Origin of the sequence: Pantoea sp. Ep11b (assembly GCF_040783975.1) — a bacterium.
Taxonomy (GTDB): Bacteria; Pseudomonadota; Gammaproteobacteria; order Enterobacterales; family Enterobacteriaceae; genus Pantoea.
This window is the reverse complement of the sequence record NZ_CP160631.1, coordinates 2,937,166-2,958,035: the sequence shown is the minus strand read 5'-3', so window position 1 is coordinate 2,958,035 and position 20,870 is coordinate 2,937,166. Positions and strand designations below refer to the sequence as shown.

Below are 20,870 nucleotides of genomic sequence, written 5' to 3'. Positions count from 1 at the left end.
GAGTTTAGTCATCCTGCATGCTGTTAGCAAGTCAGATGAGATCTCAGGGCAGCACAGCAGGAGTTCAGCAATGGCGTTACGCGTCGCGCTCAGCGCGTTTTTAACTTTATTTGTGGCTATGGGGATTGGCCGCTTTGCCTTTACGCCCCAGGTGCCGCTGATGATTCAGGCACACCAGCTGACGCTTACCAGCGCCAGCCTGGTCGCCGCGTTTAACTATCTGGGCTATCTGTGCGGCTCGTTTGATGCGATGCGGGCGCACAGACGGGTCGAGCTGCGGCTGCAGGCGGGCGTGTGGGGCGCAGTGATCCTGACCCTGCTTTCCGCCTTCGCCAGCGGGCCATGGCTGCATGGCGCAATCCGCTTTCTGATTGGCTGGGCCAGCGGCTGGGCGATGGTGCTGGTCGCGGCCTGGAGCAATGAACAGCTGCATCGTCACGGGCGGGCAGGGCTGTCGGCCGCCGTTTTTGCCGGGCCAGGGTGCGGCATTTTTGTCAGCGGCCTGCTGGGCGTGCTGCTGCATACGCTGCAGGTCTCTGCCGGTGTGGCCTGGGCCGCCTACGGTACGCTGGCGCTGCTGCTGATCGCGCTCATCACCCGACATCTGCCGCGTCCGGGTGAACTGCATCGCCCCGATCAGACGCCTGTACCGCTGGTGCTGGATCGCAACCTTAAACGTCTGGTCGCGAGTTACACGCTGGCGGGCTTCGGCTACATTCTGCCCGCCACCTTTTTGTCGCAGATGGCGGCCACGCGCTTTCCTGACGGCATCTTCGCGCAGTTTGTCTGGCCCGTTTTTGGGGGCGCAGCGGTGATCGGCATCGGGCTGGGGATCCTGACACGCCGATGGGGGCACAGCCACGTCCGGCTGGCGCTGGTGCTCTGGGCGCAGGCGCTGGGCGTTTTTGCTGCGGCTCTGCTGCCATGCTTCAGCGGTCTGCTGGCAGGCGCGTTGCTGGTGGGCGGCGGCTTCCTCAGCGTGGTGCAGCTCTCAATGCTCTGTGCCCGCGAACTGGCACCTGACCATCTGCGCTACATGGCGGGCCTGCTCACCACCGGCTATGCGATCGGCCAGCTGGCCGGGCCGCTGCTCTCCTTTCTCTCTGCCATCCTCTGGCACCGGCTGGAGCCTGCCCTGTGGGTCGCCGGGATCAGCCTGGTCTGGGCGGGTCTGCTGGTCTGGCGACGAACCGGATAAAAAGCTTTCTTCACCAATCTGATTGATTGCTGGATTCCCCGCAAAGAAAGTTTCACAATACGCGCCTGATTACAGGGCCCGCTGGCAAAGGCTTGCGGGCGCAACACCAGCCGGAGAAGAGTACGATGAGCACCTTAAGTCAGGAAGCTGCCCTGGTCCATGAAGCGCTGCTGGCGCGAGGACTGGAAACGCCGTTACGTGCACCGACGCGCGACATTGATGACGAAACGCGTAAGAGCCTGATTGCCGGGCACATGACGGAGATCATGCAGCTGCTGAATCTGGATCTGGAAGATGACAGCCTGATGGAAACGCCACACCGCATCGCCAAAATGTATGTGGATGAGGTCTTTTCCGGTCTCGACTACGCCAACTTCCCGAAAATCACCGTTATCGAAAATAAGATGAAGGTTGATGAGATGGTGACCGTGCGCGACATCACCCTGACCAGCACCTGTGAACACCATTTTGTGATCATCGACGGTAAAGCCACCGTCGCCTATATCCCGAAAGATAAGGTGATTGGCCTGTCGAAAATCAACCGCATCGTCCAGTTCTTTGCCCAGCGTCCGCAGGTGCAGGAGCGTCTGACGCAGCAGGTTCTGGTCGCGCTGCAGACGCTGCTGGGCACCAATAATGTCGCCGTCTCCATTGATGCGGTGCATTACTGTGTGAAAGCGCGTGGCGTGAAAGATGCCACCAGCGCCACCACCACGACCTCCCTGGGCGGTCTGTTTAAGTCCAGTCAGAATACCCGCCAGGAATTTTTGCGCGCGGTGCGCCATAGTTGAATTTACGGCGGGCGCATAACGTAGCCCGCCTCATTGGGGCAGGGTGCCGCATGCAACGCTATCACGCGCTGGATTTCATTCGTGGCTGTGCCATTCTCGGCATTCTGCTGCTTAATATCGTCGGCTTTGGCTTGCCCTCGGCCGCCTATCTCAATCCCGCCTGGCAGGGCAGTGTCACCCTGAGCGATGCCTGGACCTGGGCGCTCTCTGACACCTTCGCCCAGCTCAAATTCCTCACCCTGTTTGCCCTGCTGTTTGGCGCGGGTCTGCAGCTGCAGCTGCCGCGTGGCAGCCGCTGGCTGACGGCCAGGCTCTCACTGCTGGTGATAATCGGTTTCCTGCATGCGGTTTTTTTGTGGGAGGGCGATATCCTGCTGGATTACGGTGTGATCGGGCTGGTGGTCTGGCGGGTGTTGCGCGACGTTCCATCCACCCGCAGTCTGATGAATACCGGTATTCTGCTCTATCTGGTGGGCTGTGGCGTGCTGCTGGTGTTCGGGTCGATCTCCGACCCCGAACCGACCCGTTCCTGGCTGCCAGGCGCTGCCGATCTGCAATATGAACAGTACTGGAAAATCACCGGCGGGTGGGAAGCCGTACAGAACCGGCTGGACCATCTCTCTTCCGGGCTGATGGCGCTGGCGGCGCAGTATGGCTGGCAGCTGGCGGGCCTGATGATGATCGGCGGCGCACTATTACGCAGCGGCTGGCTGACCGGTCAGTTTTCCGCGCAGCACTATCGCCAGGCGGCGGCACGACTGCTGACGCCCGGATTCGCCATCGCGGTTGCCGGGGTGGCCGCGCAGTGGCTGTTACACTGGGAGTTTCGCTGGAGCGGCTTCTATCTGCAGACGCCGCGCGATCTCGCCAGTCCGCTCATCAGCCTGGGCTATGCCGCGCTCTGTCTGGCTTACTGGCCGCAGATAGCGCGCTGGCGTATCAGTCATGCCATCCAGTGTGTTGGCCGCATGGCGCTGACCAACTATCTGTTACAGTCACTTATCTGCACCACGCTTTTTTATCGCTTTAACCTCTATATGCACTTTACCCGGCTGGAACTGGTCATGATGGTGCCGCTGATATGGCTCATCAATATCCTGTTTTCACTCATCTGGTTACATTTCTTCGCTCAGGGTCCGCTGGAGTGGCTGTGGCGGCGGCTTACGCTGTTCTCCGCCGGTAAATCGCGCCTCACCGATCGCGCAGGATAATGACCGCCATCACAAAGGTTACATAATTGTATGTAACCGTTTTCATTGATGTGACGCAATTCACGCTGCACATTGCCTGCCCCTGACAAAATAGCGCCGGTGTACAACCCGGCGTGATGCCCTCTTTTTCCTTTCTGGAACTGCTGCATGATAACAATCCGTGATGTTGCCCGTCAGGCTGGCGTATCCGTAGCGACCGTGTCGCGCGTGCTTAATCAGAGCAACGCCGTGACCTCTGACACCCGCGACGCCGTGTTACAGGCAGTCGAAGCGCTGGGCTATCGTCCCAATGCCAACGCCCAGGCGCTGGCCACGCAGGTCAGCGACACAATCGGGGTGGTGGTAATGGATGTTTCCGATCCCTTCTTCGGGGCGCTGGTGAAAGCGGTAGATACCGTGGCGCAGCGCGTCCATAAGCATGTGTTAATCAGCAACTCCTGGCATCAGGAAGAGAAAGAGCGCCATGCGATCGAAGTGCTGATTCGGCAGCGCTGCAGCGCCCTGGTGGTCCATGCCAAGACCCTGCCGGACGCGGAGCTGGCGGAGTTTATGCAGCATGTGCCGGGCATGGTCGTCATCAATCGCATCGTCCCCGGCTTTGAACATCGCAGCGTCAGCCTTGATAACGTTACCGGGGCACTGATGGCCTCACGCACTCTGTTACAGCAGGGACATAGCCGCATCGGTTATCTCTGCTCCAGCCATCCTATCGAGGATGTGGCACAGCGTCGCGAGGGCTGGCTGCAGGCGATGGCAGAGCAGGGCATCCGGCCTCAGGAGAGCTGGATCGCCAGCGCGGAGCCGGATATGCAGGGGGGGGAAGCCGCGATGGTGGAGCTGCTGGGACGAAATCTGAATCTCACTGCCGTGTTTGCCTACAACGACGGCATGGCGGCGGGCGCGCTCACTGCGCTGAAAGATAACGGCATTCAGGTGCCACAGCATTTTTCTGTCATTGGCTTTGATGACATTCCTATCTCACGTTACACCGATCCGCAGTTAACCACCGTCCGCTATCCCATTATTTCTATGGCAAAAATCGCCACTGAGCTGGCGTTACAGGGCGCGGCTGGCGTGCTTGATGACACCGCAACACACATCTTTATGCCGACCCTGGTGCGGCGTCATTCGGTGGCGCTGCGGCAAAATGTGGAGTCCGTCACTAATTCAGGCGATTCAGGCATGTAACCGTTTTCAATCTGTGATTACATTCACAGTTAATTAACATTGCCCTCACTATGATGGCAGCGTCTTACCGGACTGAAACATTATGTAACGCCAGTGTAACGGCATCAGTTGTGGTCTCAGTAGCCGGTTATCGGGTTTACACCCGCCTCAGGGAAGCATTCTGGCACAGGGAAGTCAGGTTTGAGATGGCGTTCAAAGGCTTAACGCCCTTATTACGTTAGCCAGCGCGCCCGTCTGTTTTACCGATTGGTCTGCCGCCTGGTTGCGCGGCAGCGCTAAAAAGACCCTGCATAATAAAACCGGAGATACCATGAATAAGAAGGTTTTCACGCTTACCGCCCTGGTCGCCAGCATGATGTTTGGCGCAACCGCTCACGCAGCTGATACCCGCATCGGGGTAACCATTTACAAATATGATGACAACTTCATGTCAATGGTGCGCAAAGATATCGAGAAAGAAGCGAAAACCATCGGTGGCGTGCAGTTGCTGATGAATGACTCGCAGAATGACCAGTCTAAACAGAACGACCAGATTGACGTGCTGATGGCTAAAGGCGTGAAAGCACTGGCGATTAACCTGGTTGACCCGGCCGCTGCTGCGGTGGTGGTGGATAAAGCGCGTGCCAACGACGTGCCGGTTGTCTTCTTCAACAAAGAGCCGAATGCCAAAGTGCTGGCCGGTTACGACAAAGCCTATTACGTGGGTACTGACTCTAAAGAGTCCGGCATTATCCAGGGCAAGCTGATTGAGAAGCACTGGAAAGCGACGCCAGCCTGGGATCTGAACAAAGATGGCACCATCCAGTTTGTGCTGCTGAAAGGCGAGCCAGGCCACCCGGATGCGGAAGCCCGTACCAAATATGTGATCGACACCCTGAACAAAGATGGCCTGAAAACGCAGCAGTTAGCGATGGATACGGCGATGTGGGACACCGCGCAGGCTAAAGATAAGATGGATGCGTGGCTCTCTGGCCCGAACGCGAAGAAAATCGAAGTGGTGATTGCTAACAACGACGCCATGGCGATGGGTGCGGTTGAAGCGCTGAAAGCGCATAACATGTCCTCTATTCCTGTCTTCGGCGTCGATGCCCTGCCAGAAGCCCTGGCGCTGGTGAAATCCGGTGCGCTGGCCGGTACCGTGCTTAACGATGCTGAAAACCAGGCGAAAGCGACGCTGGATATTGCCAACAACCTGGCAAACGGCAAAGCCGCTACTGACGGAACCAACTTCAAGATGGTTGATAAGATCGTCCGCGTTCCTTACGTGCCGGTTGATAAAGAAAACCTGTCTCAGTTCCAGAAATAAGATCGATTACGGGCGCGACCGCTGTCGCGCCTTTTTTATGTCACCACCGTTTTTTAGCCAGGTAAATTATGGCCAGTGATAATACGACCGCGCAGCGAGAATATCTGCTGGAAATGACGAATGTCTCTAAATCATTTCCCGGTGTTAAAGCGTTAGATAATGTGAATTTAAAAGTGCGGCCTCACTCTGTTCATGCATTAATGGGCGAGAACGGTGCCGGGAAATCCACCTTATTAAAATGCCTGTTTGGTATTTATAAAAAAGATACCGGCAGTATTCTGTTCCAGGGTAATGAGATCGATTATAAAAGTTCCAAAGAGGCGCTGGAAAATGGCGTGTCAATGGTGCATCAGGAATTAAACCTGGTTCTGCAGCGTACGGTCATGGACAACATGTGGCTGGGACGTTATCCGCGCAAAGGATTCTTTGTTGATCAGGATAAAATGTACCAGGATACCAAAGCGATTTTTGACGAGCTGGATATCGATATCGATCCGCGCGACAAAGTGGCCAATCTGTCTGTCTCACAGATGCAGATGATTGAAATCGCCAAAGCGTTCTCCTATGACGCGAAAATTGTGATTATGGATGAGCCGACCTCCTCGTTAACCGAGAAAGAGGTTAATCATCTGTTCACGATTATCCGTAAGCTGAAAGATCGCGGCTGTGGCATTGTTTATATTTCGCACAAGATGGAAGAGATTTTCCAGCTGTGTGATGAGATCACGATTCTGCGCGATGGTCAGTGGATCGCCACTCAGCCGCTGGAAGGGCTGGATATGGATAAGATCATCGCCATGATGGTCGGCCGTTCACTGAATCAGCGTTTCCCTGATCGTACCAACGTGCCGGGTGAAACGATTCTTGAGGTGCGTAATCTCACCTCTCTGCGTCAGCCTTCGATTCGCGACATCTCATTTGATCTGCGTAAAGGGGAGATCCTCGGCATTGCCGGGCTGGTGGGCGCCAAACGTACCGATATCGTCGAAACGCTGTTTGGCATTCGCGAAAAGTCGGGCGGCACCATAAAACTCCATGGCAAACCGATTAATAACCACAGCGCCAATGAAGCCATTAACCACGGCTTTGCGCTGGTGACGGAAGAGCGCCGTTCGACCGGTATTTATGCTTACCTCGACATTGGATTTAACTCGCTTATTTCCAATATCAAAAAATATAAAAACAGCATGGGGCTGCTGGATAATAAACGCATGAAGAGTGATACCCAGTGGGTGATCGATTCAATGCGGGTAAAAACGCCAGGCCACCATACCCAGATTGGTTCGCTTTCGGGCGGTAACCAGCAAAAAGTGATTATTGGCCGCTGGTTATTGACCCAGCCTGAAATCCTGATGCTTGATGAACCTACGCGCGGTATTGACGTGGGGGCAAAATTCGAAATTTACCAGTTGATTGCTGAGCTGGCGAAAAAAGAGAAGGGCATCATTATTATCTCATCCGAAATGCCGGAGCTGTTAGGCATTACCGACCGTATTCTGGTAATGAGTAACGGACTGGTGGCAGGCATAGTTGATACCAAAACGACCACGCAGAACGAAATATTGCGTTTAGCGTCATTACACCTTTAATGAAGCAAGGGCTGTTAACATGAAAGCGACTACAAAAAAGAATGCGCTAACCTGGTTAAAAGAGGGCGGCATTTATGTCGTTCTGCTGGTATTGCTGGCTATTATTATTTTCCAGGATCCTTCATTCTTAAGTTTAATGAACCTGAGTAATATCCTGACTCAGTCGTCGGTGCGTATTATTATTGCACTGGGTGTGGCAGGGCTGATCGTGACCCAGGGTACGGACCTGTCAGCCGGTCGTCAGGTAGGTCTGGCGGCGGTGGTTGCGGCAACGCTGTTGCAGGCGATGGATAACGCCAACAAGGTCTTCCCGACGCTGGATACGGTGCCAATCCCTCTGGTTATCCTGACCGTGTGCATCATCGGCGGGGTGATTGGTCTGGTCAACGGTGTGATTATCGCGTACCTGAAGGTCACGCCATTTATCACCACGCTGGGCACCATGATCATCGTTTATGGTATCAACTCTCTCTATTACGACTTTGTGGGTGCATCACCGATTGCAGGTTTTGATGCCGGGTTCTCTAAATTCACCCAGGGCTTCCTGCGTTTCGGTGATTTTAAACTCTCCTTCATCACCTTCTATGCCGTGATTGCCATTGTTTTCGTCTGGGTGCTGTGGAACAAAACCCGCTTTGGCAAAAACATTTTTGCTATCGGCGGTAACCCGGAAGCGGCGAAAGTGTCAGGTGTGAACGTGCCGTTGAACCTGATCATGATCTATGCGCTGTCAGGTGTGTTCTATGCCTTTGGCGGGATGCTGGAAGCGGGTCGTATCGGTTCGGCGACTAACAACCTCGGCTTTATGTATGAGCTGGATGCGATTGCTGCCTGCGTGGTCGGCGGCGTCTCCTTCGCCGGTGGTGTGGGAAGCGTGGCGGGTGTGGTTACCGGTGTGTTGATCTTCACCGTAATCAACTACGGTCTGACCTATATCGGCGTTAACCCTTACTGGCAGTACATTATCAAAGGCGGCATCATCATTTTCGCCGTGGCGCTGGATTCACTGAAGTATTCGCGCAAGAAGTAAGGCTGATCGAACAACAGGAAAGCGACCTTCGGGTCGCTTTTTTTATGGGTCAGATAGGGGGTAATGCTGTGAGATGGCGTAAGCGAGTGGAACAGCAGGGCTTCAGAAGATGCTAAGCAAGTCCCTGAGGCGCCCGGTCCGCTCATTTCATGCGGAGTGCTGTGCGGTGACGCTGTCAGACGGAGCAGGCGCAGGGAACAGGGTCAGATCGGAAAGACGCTAAACCTGTCATCCGTGACACGCTCGGCCCGCGTCGTCACTGACGTGGGACGCTTTCCTCTTCTGACCCTGTTCCCTGCGCGCTGAGCTTATTGATTGCGGTGAGAACTACCGGGCTCTGCGCATCAGCGCCGGTTCTGCTTTTGTGTCGCTATTTGCGCAGCTTCTGCTCGAGTTCCAGCAGCTGCTCCGGCGTCACTGCCGGATAACTTTGCGTATCTTCGGGCACATCGCGCACGGCAGGAATTGGCACCAGCGGACCCAGGAAGCGGGGCTCGCGTTTCAGCAGGAAAAGATCCGCCAGCGCACCCAGCCGGGCACCGACCTCACGGAAGCGTACGCTAAGCATATTTTTTGGCGATGGCACGGCGTAGCACTGCGCCTGAATACCGAGTTGCAGGGCAATAAACAGGGCCCGCTCACAGTGGAAGCGCTGCGTAATAATAATGAAGTCGTTGGTGTCGAATACCTTGCGGGTGCGCACTATCGAATCCAGCGTGCGGAAGCCGGCATAATCGAGCACGATATCAGCCGGATCGACCCCTGCCTTGATTAAATCGCGGCGCATGGTCATTGGCTCGTTGTAGCTCTGCTGCGCGTTATCACCACTCAACAGCAGATAGTTTATTCTGCCGCTGTTATAGGCGTTCAGCGCACCCTGTATGCGGTAGAGATAATACTGATTGATGACGCCGGTCCGATAATATTTCGCCGTTCCCAGCACCACGCCAACCTGACGATGAGGCAAAGAGGCGACATTCTCGTAGATAAAGGGCGCAGTTTTCCAGCTGATCCAGCGATCAAGGCCGAGCGCCGTCGCCATCATCAGTAAGATGATGAAAAGCAGACCAATGAGAACGCGTTTCAGCATGCGCCTGGAGACTCGATGTCAGAATTTTGAGATGGGACAAGGCTACTTGAGCTGTCGCAGCGAAGCAAGTTAGCGGCGGCTGGCTGTGCTCTTTTTGAACACTGCCGGATCGAAAAGCGATCCGGCAGTCTGAAGATTAAATCGAGGTACGGCGATAATGACGATACTGCGGCAGCCAGAAGTTATTGGCGATAGCCTGCGACAAGACATCTTCAGAAGTTACGACGGCAACGCCGGCCAGCTGCGCGGCTTTACCCACTTCCATCGCAATAATCTTCGAAACGCCCTGAATATCTTTGATCTCCGGCAGAACCGGACCTTCACCTTCGTTCACCAGTGGCGAGCAGTCGGCGAGCGCACGGCTGGCGGTCATCAGCATGGTGTCAGTCACGCGGCTGGCACCCGAGGCGATCACGCCCAGACCAATACCCGGGAAGATATAGGAGTTGTTGCACTGCGCAATCGGGTAGGTTTTACCATTCCAGCTCACCGGTGAGAACGGGCTGCCAGTGGCAACCAGTGCAGCACCGTCGGTCCAGGCAATGATATCGGCAGGTGTGGCTTCCACGCGTGATGTCGGGTTCGACAACGGCATCACGATAGGGCGGCTACAGTGCTTGTGCATCTCGCGGATAATCTCTTCGGTGAACAGGCCCGGCTGGCCGGAGACGCCAATCAGGATATCCGGTCTGGCATTGCGCACCACATCCAGCAGTGAGATAGAGTCGTTGGTGACATCCCAGTCCTGCAGGCTTTCGCTCTTCTGCACCAGCTTGCTCTGGAAATCGAGCAGGTTCGGCAGTTTGTCCGTGAGCAGACCAAAGCGGTCCACCATCAGAACGCGGCTGCGTGCTTCATCATCACTCAGACCTTCAGACTTCATCTGCGCGATGATCTGTTCCGCGATGCCACAACCGGCGGAACCGGCTCCCAGGAACACCACTTTCTGCTCACACAGGCGGCTTCCGGCGGCGCGACTGGCGGCGATCAGCGTTCCCACGGTCACGGCGGCGGTGCCCTGAATGTCATCGTTGAAGCAGCAGACTTCATCGCGATAGCGGTTCAGCAGCGGCATGGCGTTCTTCTGGGCAAAATCTTCAAACTGCAGCAGCACTTTCGGCCAGCGGCGTTTCACGGCCTGGATAAACTCGTTCACGAACGCGTCATACTCTTCGCCGGTGATGCGCGGATGACGCCATCCCATATAGAGCGGATCGTTCAGCAGCTGCTGGTTATTGGTGCCGACATCCAGCACCACCGGCAGGGTGTACGCCGGGCTGATGCCGCCACAGGCGGTATAGAGCGAGAGCTTACCGATCGGGATACCCATGCCGCCGATGCCCTGGTCGCCGAGGCCCAGGATACGCTCACCGTCGGTGACCACAATCACCTTCACATTCTGTTTGGTGGCGTTCTGCAGCATGTCTTCGATGCGGTCGCGGTTAGGGTAGGAGATGAAAACCCCACGCGCACGGCGGTAGATTTCAGAGAAGTGTTCACAGGCAGCGCCGACGGTCGGCGTGTAGATAATCGGCATCATCTCTTCGAGATGGTTATCCAGCAGGCGGTAGAACAGCGTTTCGTTGGTGTCCTGAATGTTTCGCAGGTAGACATGCTTATCGTTATTGTTTTTGAAGTCCTGGAACTGACGCCAGGCGCGCTTCGCCTGCTCTTCGATCGACTCCACCGCTTCTGGCAGCAGACCGTTGAGGTTAAATTCGTTACGTTCTTCGAGGGTAAAGGCGCTGCCTTTGTTCAGAAGGGGAAATTCCAGCAAAATCGGGCCAGCATAAGGGATATACAGCGGGCGTTTACTTTCGTATTCGAGTTCCATGCAGTGATGCTCCGGTTGCAGTGTTGTCTGGCGTCACGCCGGACAGGTAGCGCCAGTTTTTTTACTTCTCATAGTTCAGACTGCAGGCCCGGCAACGGCAGCGTGCCGCTGCCGAAAAATTCACGACCGTGCTGCCATCCCGCAACCTGAATTATTCAGAGTAATTTGTAATGACGTGAATTCTGGCGCCAGATCCTATGAAATTTCCCACAGAAATACAGCGTTTTTTCATAAAAGCTCACAAAAGTGTGGCCGCGCTGGCAGCGGGTTATGCTTTGTGCAGCGTCACCTGTAGCAGCTCACGGCAACCAAATGTCTCAAGCGTCGCCTGTGTGGCGGCGAACTGGCTTAACGTGGCATTTTCTGCTTCCGCCAGTACCGCTTTTTTTATCTGATGCACATCGCCACCCTGCATATTCAGCAGGACCAGCGCCGCCTGAAGCGGGGGAAAGCTCGGGTTAAACGCCGCGTTTTCGGCATAGCGACCGGCGACGATCGTGCCGTTTTCAGTCAGGAGCGCCACGCCTGCGTGTGACTGACTGTAAGGCGCGTGGCTGGTATTGGCTGCGGCCACCGCCGCCTGCACCAGCTCGTCGCCTGCGGCTTTATAACCATGATCCACCTCATCCATCAGGAAAGTGGTGATATCGAGATCACGCGGGCCAAACGCATCCGGCAGATAGTCGGCCAGCGTACTGACCGCACGTTGCGGCAGGCTGATCCGAATGGTGGTGCCGCTGTTCAGCTCGTTCATGAACTGACGGCAGTGGCCACACGGCGTGTAATTCACGGTGATGGTTTCTATCTGGCGTTCACCCCGCAGCCATGCGTGCGTAATGGCGCTCTGCTCGGCGTGCACCGTCTGCTGCATAGGGGTGCCGACAAACTCCATATTGGCCCCGAAGTACCAGTTGCCGCTCACGCCACGGGCGATCGCGCCGACGTTGAAATGGGAGACCGTGGCAACCGCACAGGCGGCCGCCAGCGGCAGCAGCGCCAGCGCCAGGGCATCGGCTTCCATCCGGGTCTGTTGCTGCAGCAGGGCGACCTGGTCGGCGCTGAGCACCGCCTGAAAATCGGGATCGTTCAGCAGGGGAGCGAGTGCGGTCTGCAGCGTTGACGGCAATGCCTCAAACGCAGAGAGGAAACGGGATTGCATGTGAGCCTCATTAAAGTCAGCAGGGCGATATGCCGGTCAACGGTTTATATGTGATCTACATCGCTCTGACAATGTAACCTGCGTTGCATGTTTCAACTTTGCGAGATCTCTCGCAAACTTTCAGCTTAAGCTGTGCAGCAACAGCGGGAAAATAAACGGTGCCAGAAGTGAGGTGATAATCCCGCAGATCACCAGCGCCAGCGAGCTGAAGGCCCCTTCCTGAAAGTCCAGTTCGGCGGCGCGCGCCGTGCCGAGCGCATGCGAGGCGTTGCCGATTGCCAGTCCTCGTGCTGCTTTCGATTTCACGCCGAGCAGATTCAGCACCATATGTCCGAAGACTGCGCCCAGCACACCGGCGATCAGCACGCAGATCGCACTGATGGCGGGAATGCCATGCAGCGATCCAGAGACGGCCATCGCGATAGGCGTGGTCACTGATTTGGGGACAATCGTGGCGGCAATTTCGGGCGTCGCGCCGAGCCACAAGGCAATGGCGGTGCCGGAGGTCATGGCGGTGAGGCTGCCGATAAAGCAGACGCCGATAATGGATTTCCAGCGGGCACGAATCTGGTGCATCTGCTCATACAGCGGCAGCGCCAGCGCCACCACGGCGGGCTGCAGGAGCTGATTGAGAATCTGGCTGCCCGCGAAATAGCGCGAATAGGGCAGATGCAGCAGCAGCAGGATCGGAATAATAATCGCCATCGCCACCAGCAGCGGGTTAAGCAGCGAAATTTTCAGCCAGATTGCCAGCCTGCGCGCCAGGAAAAAGGCGGCCAGCGTCAGCGGCAGCGACCACCATATTTCACTCATCGTCGGCGTCTCCTGCCGGGCGGCGGCTGTGCAGATGCTGGGCGCTGACACCCACAATCGAGAGCACCAGAAACGTGCTGACGACGCAGGAGATGACGATAGGCCCGAACTGGGCGCTCAGAATATCGGTGTAGCTCATCACCCCGACGCTGATTGGCACAAACAGCAGCGCCATATAGCGAATCAGCAGATGGCAGCCCGGTTTAACCCAGTTTACCGGCAGGATCTGTGAGGCCAGCAGTGCGAACAGGATCAGCATGCCCAGAATACTGCCGGGCAGTTTAATCGGCAGCAGGGCGGCGAGGCCGATGCCGGCGTACAGGCAGAGATAGATAATGATAAAGGCGCGAAGATATCGGCCGCAGACAGAGAGTAGGGTGCGCATGGCAGGCTCCTGTTTTTACTGCGTATCATCATACGCATTAACCGCTTAGCGTGCTAGCGATCACATTTACAGGGCAGGGTGACAGACAGAAGAACGAAGATTGTGCGCAGAGGAAGAGAGTGACCCTTTGCGCCTGCGGGCAGACGCAAAGGGTCAGGACAATACGTCACCGTGGTTTACGCGGCGGCGTGCAGCGGCTTACTTAACCGGCATGCCCGGAACGGCACCGCTGTCTACGGAAAGCACAAACAGATCTTTGCCGCCCGGTCCGGCGGAGAGCACCATACCTTCAGAGATACCGAAGCGCATTTTACGCGGCGCGAGGTTCGCCACGATGATGGTCATCTTACCGACCAGCACAGACGGGTCCGGGTAGGCCGCGCGGATGCCGGAGAAAATCTGGCGCTTCTCACCGCCCAGGTCGAGTTGCAGACGCAGCAGTTTGTCTGACCCTTCAACCAGTTCCGCCTGCTCAATCAGGGCAACGCGCATATCCACTTTGGCAAAGTCATCAATGGTGATGGTGTCACCAATTGGCGCGTCTGCCAGCGGACCGGTGACGGCTGGCGCATTCGCGGCGGCAGCATCCTCTTTCGACGCTTCAATCAGCCCCTCTACCTTCGCCATCTCAATGCGACTGTAGAGTGCTTTAAACGGCGCAACCTGATGATCGAGCAGTGGCTGTGCAATCGCATCCCAGCTCAGTTCGGTGTTCAGGAAGCTCTCTGCACGGGCGCTCAGTGAAGGCAGCACCGGCTTCAGCCAGGTCATCAGAATGCGGAACAGGTTGATGCCCATTGAGCAGATCGCCTGCAGATCGGCATCGCGGCCTTCCTGCTTCGCCACCACCCACGGAGCCTGCTCATCGACATAACGGTTTGCCAGGTCGGCCAGCGTCATGATCTCGCGGATAGCGCGGCTGTACTCACGGCTTGCCCAGGCTTCGCCAATCTTCTCAGAAGCCTCAACAAAGGTCTGATAGAGCGCCGGATCGGCCAGCTCAGAGGCCAGCTTGCCGTCGAAGCGTTTGGTGATGAAACCGGCGTTACGCGACGCCAGGTTAACCACTTTATTGACGATGTCGGCATTCACGCGCTGCACGAAATCTTCCAGGTTAAGGTCGATGTCGTCGATACGGGAAGAGAGCTTCGCCGCATAGTAGTAACGCAGGCTGTCGGCATCCAGATGCTGCAGCCAGGTGCTGGCTTTAATAAAGGTGCCGCGCGACTTCGACATTTTGGCACCGTTGACGGTGACATAGCCGTGTACGAACAGGTTGTTTGGCTTGCGGAAGTTGCTGCCTTCCAGCATCGCTGGCCAGAACAGGCTGTGGAAATAGACGATGTCTTTACCGATAAAGTGATAGAGCTCGGTAGTGGAGTCTTTGCGCCAGAACTCGTCGAAGTCGATGTCGCCACGTTTGTCGCACAGGTTCTTGAACGAGCCCATGTAACCGATAGGCGCATCCAGCCAGACGTAGAAATATTTGCCTGGCGCGTCCGGAATTTCGAAGCCGAAGTAAGGCGCATCGCGGGAGATATCCCACTGCTGCAGGCCGGATTCGAACCACTCCTGCATCTTGTTCGCCACCTGATCCTGCAGCGCACCCGAACGGGTCCAGGCCTGCAGCATCGCGCTGAACGACGGCAGATCAAAGAAGAAGTGCTCGGAATCACGCATCTCCGGCGTCGCGCCAGAGACCACCGATTTCGGCTCAATCAGTTCGGTCGGGCTGTAGGTCGCGCCGCACACTTCGCAGTTATCGCCATACTGATCGGCCGCTTTACATTTCGGGCAGGTGCCTTTCACAAAACGGTCCGGCAGGAACATCCCTTTTTCCGGATCGTAGAGCTGGGAAATGGTGCGGTTCTTAATAAAACCGTTCTCTTTCAGACGTCCGTAGATCAGCCCGGCCAGCTCACGGTTCTCGTCGCCGTGGGTCGAGTGATAGTTGTCGTAGCTGATATCGAAACCGGCAAAGTCCGCTTCATGCTCGCTTTTCATTTCGGCGATCATCTGCTCCGGTGCAATTCCCATCTGCTGGGCTTTCAGCATGATAGGCGTGCCGTGCGCATCATCGGCGCAGATGAAAAAGACCTGATTGCCACGCATTCGCTGATAACGCACCCAAATGTCTGCCTGGATATGCTCGAGCATGTGGCCGAGATGGATTGATCCGTTTGCGTAAGGCAGTGCGCACGTTACCAGTATTTTTTTAGCGACTTGAGTCATAGTTTGCGTAGCTTTCTGTTGATTGAAAAAACGGGCTTAGATGGTAACTGAAGGCTTCTCCGGCGTAAACACAAGGGATTCACCCCCGCCAGTCGCCGCGAACCGACGTGCATCTGATATCATTGAGATTATCTCGCTGAGACACAGCGTAAGCAGAGCAGAAATAAGGAGCAGGGGATGACAGCACAATCCCGGGAAACGCATACGCCAGAAGGGCTGCGCGCCATTGTCGCGGGCGTATTAAGAAGCTTTGAGCATCCGACCCTTAAACAGAATCTCACCGCCCTGAAGGCGCTGCATCATGTGGCGCAGCTCGACGGAACGCTGCATGTGGAACTGCTGATGCCGTTTGCCTGGGCCAGCGGCTTTGACGCGCTGAAAGAGCAGGTCAGCGCCGAGTTGCTGCGTCAGACGGGCGCTCGCGCCATCGACTGGCGGCTCAGCCATGAAATTGCCACCCTGAAGCGGGTAAAAAATCAGCCTGGCGTGAACGGCGTCAAAAACATCATCGCGGTCAGCTCCGGCAAAGGCGGCGTCGGCAAATCCAGCACCGCCGTCAACATGGCGCTGGCCCTGGCCGCAGAAGGGGCGCGGGTCGGTATTCTCGACGCCGATATCTATGGCCCGTCGGTGCCGGACATGCTCGGCACTCAGGACCAGCGGCCTACCTCGCCGGATGGCACCCATATGGCCCCGATTATGGCGCATGGACTGGCGACCAACTCGATCGGCTATCTGGTCACGGATGACAACGCGATGGTGTGGCGTGGGCCGATGGCCAGCAAAGCCCTGATGCAGCTGCTGAACGAAACCCTGTGGCCGGAGCTGGATTATCTGGTCCTGGATATGCCGCCGGGCACCGGCGACATTCAGCTGACGCTGGCGCAGAATGTGCCGGTTACGGGCGCGCTGGTGGTGACGACGCCGCAGGACATCGCGCTGATCGATGCCCGCAAAGGGCTGGTGATGTTTGAAAAGGTCAACGTGCCGGTGCTGGGGGTGGTGGAAAACATGAGCATGCATATCTGCAGCCAGTGTGGTTTCCACGAGCCGATTTTCGGCACCGGCGGCGCCGAAAAACTGGTCAGGGATTATCAGGCGCAGCTTCTGGCACAACTACCGCTGCACATCGATCTGCGTGAAGATCTCGATGAGGGGCAGCCGACGGTCATCCGCCGACCGGAAAGCGAGTTCACCACGCTCTATCGCCAGCTGGCCGGACGGGTCGCCGCACAGCTCTACTGGCAGGGCGAGGTCATCCCGGGCGATATCGCGTTCCGCGCGCTCTAAGTCCGACCCGACCCGCTGGCAGAGTGCGAGGCCAGCGGGTAGTGCATTAAGACATAGCCGCCGTGCTCGCCTTCCCCCTGCGAAATCTTCTTCCAGCCATGTTTCAGGTAGAAAGCCTGCGCTGCGGTGTTCTTCAGCAGGCACTTCAGCGCGCCGGTGGAGGTAAAATGCGCCTCGGCCGCCCTGAGCAGGGCGCTGCCGATGCCGCGCCCCTGCCAGTCAGGATCCACATAGAGGCTGTGCAGAAAATTATCGTTCTCCAGCAGGCCGGCAAAGCCGGTACGCCGCCCGTCCGTTTCGGCGACCAGCACGGTTTCCCCCAGGATTACCTCATCGAAATCTTCCAGTTGCCACTCGCTGCCGTCCAGCCAGTGCCAGTTATGCCGGCGTGCCGCCAGGAAAAGCGTACGCAAAAAGGGACGATCGGCTTCAGTAAACGGACGAATCTCCACAAGTCAGCTCCTTTATCATCGGGTCTTACAAAATTAGCAGCGATTCGCGGAAAGGGTTGCAGAGGATAAAGCGGGTTTCATGTCAGGGAAATCGCTGTACACTGCCTGCCGGGCCAGAGAGCATGAGGCTTTCAGCGTTTGATAGCTTTCGTTAATCAGATTGATAACGTCTGCATATTAGATGTTGGCCCGGAAATTATGTAACCTGCATCACATATTTTAACGGAGGCCACCAGATGTCTATTATCAATACCAAAATCAAGCCGTTCAAAAACGCAGCATTTAAAAACGGCGAATTCATCGACGTAACCGAGAAAGACGTTGAAGGTAAATGGAGTGTGTTCTTCTTCTATCCAGCTGACTTCACCTTCGTCTGCCCGACCGAACTGGGCGACGTGGCTGATCACTACGAAGAGTTCCAGAAACTGGGCGTAGATATCTACTCCGTTTCGACTGATACCCACTTTACCCACAAAGCCTGGCACGGTTCTTCTGACACCATCGCAAAAATTAAATATGCGATGATCGGTGACCCGACTGGCGCGCTTACCCGTAACTTCGAAATCATGCGTGAAGACGAAGGTCTGGCTGACCGTGGTACGTTCATCGTTGACCCGGAAGGCGTTATCCAGGCTATCGAAATCACCGCTGAAGGCATTGGCCGTGACGCCTCTGACCTGCTGCGTAAAGTGAAAGCGGCTCAGTACGTGGCTTCACACCCAGGTGAAGTATGCCCGGCAAAATGGAAAGAAGGTGATGCTACCCTGGCGCCATCTCTGGACCTGGTTGGTAAAATCTAATTCCGCTTCGGCCTTTCGACCATTCTCCAATCGGGTGCTGCGGCACCCGATTTTTTGACCAGGATATCACTATGCTCGACACTAATCTGAAAACACAGCTCAGGGCTTACCTTGAGAAATTAACAAAACCTGTTGAGTTGATTGCCACCCTGGATGAGGGCGCAAAATCAACCGAGATCCGTGAACTGTTGGTTGATATCGCTGAACTGTCTGACAAAGTCAGCTTCCGCGAAGAGAACGATCGTCAGGTGCGCAAGCCCTCTTTCCTGATCACGAACCCAGGTTCGAACAGTGGCCCGCGTTTTGCCGGTTCGCCACTGGGTCACGAATTTACCTCACTGGTGCTGGCCCTGTTACAGACCGGTGGGCATCCGTCGAAAGAAGCACAGAGCCTGCTGGATCAGATCGCAGCGCTGGACAGTGACTTCCACTTCGAAACCTACTATTCGCTCTCATGCCATAACTGCCCTGACGTCGTTCAGGCGCTGAACCTGATGGCGGTGATTAACCCGCGCATCAGCCACACCGCGATCGACGGTGGCCTGTTCCAGAACGAGATTCAGGAACGAAACGTTATGGGCGTGCCAGCTGTTTTCCTCAACGGCAAAGAGTTTGGCCAGGGCCGTATGAGCCTGGCGGAGATTGTCAGCAAAGTCGATACCAATGCTGACAAACGTGCGGCCGACGAACTGAACAAGCGTGACGCTTATGACGTGCTGATTGTCGGCAGCGGCCCGGCGGGCGCTGCTGCTGCTATCTACTCGGCACGTAAAGGGATCCGTACCGGCCTGCTGGGCGAACGCTTCGGCGGCCAGGTGCTGGACACGGTCGATATCGAAAACTATATCTCCGTGCCGAAAACTGAAGGGGCAAAACTGGCGGGTTCACTGCGCGCTCACGTTGATGATTACAACGTCGATGTGATTGAGAGCCAGAGCGCGATTAAGCTGATCCCGGCCGTGAAAGAGGGCGGCATGCACGCCATCGAAACGGCATCAGGTGCCGTGCTGAAATCGCGCAGCATCATCCTGGCGACAGGCGCACGCTGGCGTAACATGGGCGTGCCGGGCGAAGAAGAGTACCGCACCAAAGGCGTGACCTACTGCCCGCACTGCGATGGCCCGCTGTTCAAAGGCAAGCGCACGGCAGTTATCGGTGGCGGTAACTCCGGTGTGGAAGCGGCTATCGACCTGGCGGGCATCGTCGAACACGTTACGCTGCTGGAGTTTGCCGGTGAGATGCGCGCCGACAAAGTGCTGCAGGATAAACTGCGCAGCCTGAAAAACGTCGATGTGATCCTGAATGCACAGACCACCGAAGTCAAAGGTGACGGCAGCAAAGTTACCGGTCTGAACTACATTGACCGCACCACGCAGACAACCCGTGAGCTGGCGCTCTCCGGTATCTTCGTCCAGATTGGTCTGCTGCCGAATACCCCGTGGCTGGAAGGGGCGGTTGAGCGCAATAAGATGGGTGAGATCATCATCGATGCTAAATGCGAAACCAGCCTGAAAGGCGTATTCGCGGCAGGTGACTGCACCACCGTACCGTACAAGCAGATTATTATCGCCAGCGGTGAAGGTGCAAAAGCCTCGCTGAGTGCGTTTGACTATCTGATTCGGACCCAGTCGGCAGAGTAATCTGCCGCAGACTGAAAGCCTCCCGTCATCGCGACCGGGAGGCTTTTTTTTTGCCCGTAAGCGTCACGCTGTATGACGGCCTCTTTGTATCGCTTTGCCGGTGTGCGACGCGCACTGTTAAGCGCTTGCAGGCATCTCTGCGCAAAAAGCGCAGACTGACCCGTTTGTATCATTACGCAGAGTCAGGCGTTGTCATCTTCCGGGGTAATAAGCATATCAATTGAAAAGCGCGCCCCGCCGGACGCCCCGGCAGCATTGACAGCGAAACCTGACCGCCAGCGACGTGATGTTGTTCTGTCTGACCCATTTCATCCCAGCCAGCGTCGCGCCTGGCGATCGCTGATATCACGATAATAGATACGATGGATAGTTTCACCGCAGCCTGAACACCAGGCGGAAAGAGAGGTGGAGAGATAATATCTGCCATTGGGAGCGATAGCACCGCGCCGCTCGATAATAATATTCTGCCATCGATGACAGTGTGGAATAATCGCTGAAAATCGCATCATACGTCCTGAATAGTATGAAGTTCAGTTTCTGAAATAACCTGGCCGGGTGCGTAAAACTTAATGTGAAGCCCGATATTTACCGACAGCCATCGCGGCCACTGCAACAAAAAGGCGTTCTGGAAATGACTTTACGGGTGATACCTCTAAAGAGGTATTTCACTGGCCCGCAGCATTAGGCCTCTTTTTGCACCACGCGGTGTTGATCAGGATCATAGTAAAGAGGCGATGCAACCCGGTTTTCTCAGCCTGACGCCATGCTGAATTGCAGCAGGAGGCGTGCAAAGGCGACCGATCATGACCTGTCACGCTTTCCGTTTTATTACTCGCAACCTTGAGTCTCTGTTTGCGTGCCC

Annotated in this window: 18 protein-coding genes; 10 read left to right on the top strand and 8 right to left on the bottom strand. The window is 56.1% G+C overall.

Annotated features, from left to right (window positions below; translation table 11 throughout):
* Positions 1-70 precede the first annotated feature (70 nt).
* The 7 genes from AB1748_RS13940 (at position 71) to mglC (ending at position 8,313) form a co-directional block, all read left to right on the top strand.
* Positions 71-1,198, top strand: a complete 1,128-nt coding sequence (locus AB1748_RS13940; RefSeq protein ID WP_367395647.1) for a YbfB/YjiJ family MFS transporter — start codon at positions 71-73, stop codon at positions 1,196-1,198.
* A 125-nt stretch (positions 1,199-1,323) separates the two neighbouring features.
* On the top strand, positions 1,324-1,989 hold the full coding sequence (folE, locus tag AB1748_RS13935; protein ID WP_111138762.1) for a GTP cyclohydrolase I FolE: 666 nt from the start codon (positions 1,324-1,326) through the stop codon (positions 1,987-1,989).
* 50 nt (positions 1,990-2,039) lie between these two features.
* Entirely contained in the window at positions 2,040-3,200 is a 1,161-nt protein-coding gene (yeiB, locus tag AB1748_RS13930; protein ID WP_367395646.1) for a DUF418 domain-containing protein YeiB, read from the top strand.
* A 147-nt stretch (positions 3,201-3,347) separates the two neighbouring features.
* Positions 3,348-4,388: an HTH-type transcriptional regulator GalS gene (gene galS, locus AB1748_RS13925; RefSeq protein ID WP_111138764.1), complete on the top strand. Its 1,041-nt coding sequence runs from the start codon at positions 3,348-3,350 to the stop codon at positions 4,386-4,388.
* 310 nt (positions 4,389-4,698) lie between these two features.
* Entirely contained in the window at positions 4,699-5,694 is a 996-nt protein-coding gene (gene mglB, locus AB1748_RS13920) for a galactose/glucose ABC transporter substrate-binding protein MglB (RefSeq protein WP_111138765.1), read from the top strand.
* Between the two features lie 68 nt (positions 5,695-5,762).
* Positions 5,763-7,283 carry a galactose/methyl galactoside ABC transporter ATP-binding protein MglA gene (gene mglA / locus AB1748_RS13915; protein WP_111138766.1) on the top strand — a complete coding sequence of 507 codons (1,521 nt, stop codon included), beginning with the start codon at positions 5,763-5,765 and terminating at the stop codon, positions 7,281-7,283.
* Positions 7,284-7,302: 19 nt separating this feature from the next.
* The gene (mglC, locus tag AB1748_RS13910) at positions 7,303-8,313 is read left to right on the top strand and encodes a galactose/methyl galactoside ABC transporter permease MglC (protein WP_111138767.1); all 1,011 of its coding nucleotides are present in this window, start codon (positions 7,303-7,305) and stop codon (positions 8,311-8,313) included.
* 370 nt (positions 8,314-8,683) lie between these two features.
* Here mglC and sanA read toward each other — a convergent pair whose 3' ends face one another.
* From sanA to metG, 6 genes are all read right to left on the bottom strand, one after another.
* On the bottom strand, positions 8,684-9,403 hold the full coding sequence (gene sanA / locus AB1748_RS13905; RefSeq protein WP_111138768.1) for an outer membrane permeability protein SanA: 720 nt from the start codon (positions 9,401-9,403) through the stop codon (positions 8,684-8,686).
* A 136-nt stretch (positions 9,404-9,539) separates the two neighbouring features.
* On the bottom strand, positions 9,540-11,237 hold the full coding sequence (locus AB1748_RS13900) for an NAD-dependent malic enzyme (protein WP_111138769.1): 1,698 nt from the start codon (positions 11,235-11,237) through the stop codon (positions 9,540-9,542).
* Positions 11,238-11,505: 268 nt separating this feature from the next.
* On the bottom strand, positions 11,506-12,396 hold the full coding sequence (gene cdd, locus AB1748_RS13895) for a cytidine deaminase (protein WP_111138770.1): 891 nt from the start codon (positions 12,394-12,396) through the stop codon (positions 11,506-11,508).
* Between the two features lie 120 nt (positions 12,397-12,516).
* Positions 12,517-13,209 (bottom strand): CidB/LrgB family autolysis modulator, encoded by a 693-nt coding sequence (locus tag AB1748_RS13890; RefSeq protein WP_111138771.1) that lies wholly within the window; start codon positions 13,207-13,209, stop codon positions 12,517-12,519.
* Positions 13,202-13,594, bottom strand: coding sequence for a CidA/LrgA family protein (locus tag AB1748_RS13885; protein ID WP_111138772.1), 393 nt, complete (start codon positions 13,592-13,594; stop codon positions 13,202-13,204). Before AB1748_RS13885 ends, AB1748_RS13890 begins: the two co-directional genes overlap by 8 nt.
* 198 nt (positions 13,595-13,792) lie before the next feature.
* Entirely contained in the window at positions 13,793-15,826 is a 2,034-nt protein-coding gene (gene metG / locus AB1748_RS13880) for a methionine--tRNA ligase (RefSeq protein ID WP_111138773.1), read from the bottom strand.
* Between the two features lie 177 nt (positions 15,827-16,003).
* Between metG and apbC the strand changes: the two genes are divergently transcribed.
* Positions 16,004-17,116 (top strand): iron-sulfur cluster carrier protein ApbC, encoded by a 1,113-nt coding sequence (gene apbC / locus AB1748_RS13875; RefSeq protein ID WP_367395645.1) that lies wholly within the window; start codon positions 16,004-16,006, stop codon positions 17,114-17,116.
* Here the strand turns inward: apbC and AB1748_RS13870 are convergent.
* Complete coding sequence (locus tag AB1748_RS13870; RefSeq protein ID WP_111138775.1) at positions 17,113-17,568, bottom strand: GNAT family N-acetyltransferase; 456 nt, start codon at positions 17,566-17,568, stop codon at positions 17,113-17,115. The two genes, apbC and AB1748_RS13870, sit on opposite strands and share 4 nt — an antisense overlap.
* A gap of 236 nt (positions 17,569-17,804) precedes the next feature.
* Between AB1748_RS13870 and ahpC the strand changes: the two genes are divergently transcribed.
* Together ahpC and ahpF are read left to right on the top strand one after the other, a co-directional pair.
* Entirely contained in the window at positions 17,805-18,368 is a 564-nt protein-coding gene (gene ahpC / locus AB1748_RS13865; RefSeq protein ID WP_111138776.1) for an alkyl hydroperoxide reductase subunit C, read from the top strand.
* Between the two features lie 71 nt (positions 18,369-18,439).
* Positions 18,440-20,008 carry an alkyl hydroperoxide reductase subunit F gene (gene ahpF, locus AB1748_RS13860; RefSeq protein ID WP_111138777.1) on the top strand — a complete coding sequence of 523 codons (1,569 nt, stop codon included), beginning with the start codon at positions 18,440-18,442 and terminating at the stop codon, positions 20,006-20,008.
* Between the two features lie 308 nt (positions 20,009-20,316).
* Here the strand turns inward: ahpF and AB1748_RS13855 are convergent, their stop codons facing one another.
* Positions 20,317-20,514, bottom strand: a complete 198-nt coding sequence (locus tag AB1748_RS13855; RefSeq protein ID WP_111138778.1) for a hypothetical protein — start codon at positions 20,512-20,514, stop codon at positions 20,317-20,319.
* Between the last annotated feature and the right edge of the window lie 356 nt (positions 20,515-20,870).

Excerpts from the sequence above, each read along its gene's own strand:
- mglA (WP_111138766.1), top strand. The coding sequence starts at position 5,763 with ATGGCCAGTGATAATACGACCGCGCAGCGAGAATATCTGCTGGAAATG.
- AB1748_RS13890 (WP_111138771.1), bottom strand. The coding sequence starts at position 13,209 with ATGAGTGAAATATGGTGGTCGCTGCCGCTGACGCTGGCCGCCTTTTTC.
- cdd (WP_111138770.1), bottom strand. The coding sequence starts at position 12,396 with ATGCAATCCCGTTTCCTCTCTGCGTTTGAGGCATTGCCGTCAACGCTG.
- AB1748_RS13855 (WP_111138778.1), bottom strand. The coding sequence starts at position 20,514 with ATGCGATTTTCAGCGATTATTCCACACTGTCATCGATGGCAGAATATT.
- ahpC (WP_111138776.1), top strand. The coding sequence starts at position 17,805 with ATGTCTATTATCAATACCAAAATCAAGCCGTTCAAAAACGCAGCATTT.
- AB1748_RS13885 (WP_111138772.1), bottom strand. The coding sequence starts at position 13,594 with ATGCGCACCCTACTCTCTGTCTGCGGCCGATATCTTCGCGCCTTTATC.
- metG (WP_111138773.1), bottom strand. The coding sequence starts at position 15,826 with ATGACTCAAGTCGCTAAAAAAATACTGGTAACGTGCGCACTGCCTTAC.
- mglC (WP_111138767.1), top strand. The coding sequence starts at position 7,303 with ATGAAAGCGACTACAAAAAAGAATGCGCTAACCTGGTTAAAAGAGGGC.
- AB1748_RS13940 (WP_367395647.1), top strand. The coding sequence starts at position 71 with ATGGCGTTACGCGTCGCGCTCAGCGCGTTTTTAACTTTATTTGTGGCT.
- sanA (WP_111138768.1), bottom strand. The coding sequence starts at position 9,403 with ATGCTGAAACGCGTTCTCATTGGTCTGCTTTTCATCATCTTACTGATG.
- AB1748_RS13900 (WP_111138769.1), bottom strand. The coding sequence starts at position 11,237 with ATGGAACTCGAATACGAAAGTAAACGCCCGCTGTATATCCCTTATGCT.
- galS (WP_111138764.1), top strand. The coding sequence starts at position 3,348 with ATGATAACAATCCGTGATGTTGCCCGTCAGGCTGGCGTATCCGTAGCG.
- yeiB (WP_367395646.1), top strand. The coding sequence starts at position 2,040 with ATGCAACGCTATCACGCGCTGGATTTCATTCGTGGCTGTGCCATTCTC.
- ahpF (WP_111138777.1), top strand. The coding sequence starts at position 18,440 with ATGCTCGACACTAATCTGAAAACACAGCTCAGGGCTTACCTTGAGAAA.
- apbC (WP_367395645.1), top strand. The coding sequence starts at position 16,004 with ATGACAGCACAATCCCGGGAAACGCATACGCCAGAAGGGCTGCGCGCC.
- mglB (WP_111138765.1), top strand. The coding sequence starts at position 4,699 with ATGAATAAGAAGGTTTTCACGCTTACCGCCCTGGTCGCCAGCATGATG.
- folE (WP_111138762.1), top strand. The coding sequence starts at position 1,324 with ATGAGCACCTTAAGTCAGGAAGCTGCCCTGGTCCATGAAGCGCTGCTG.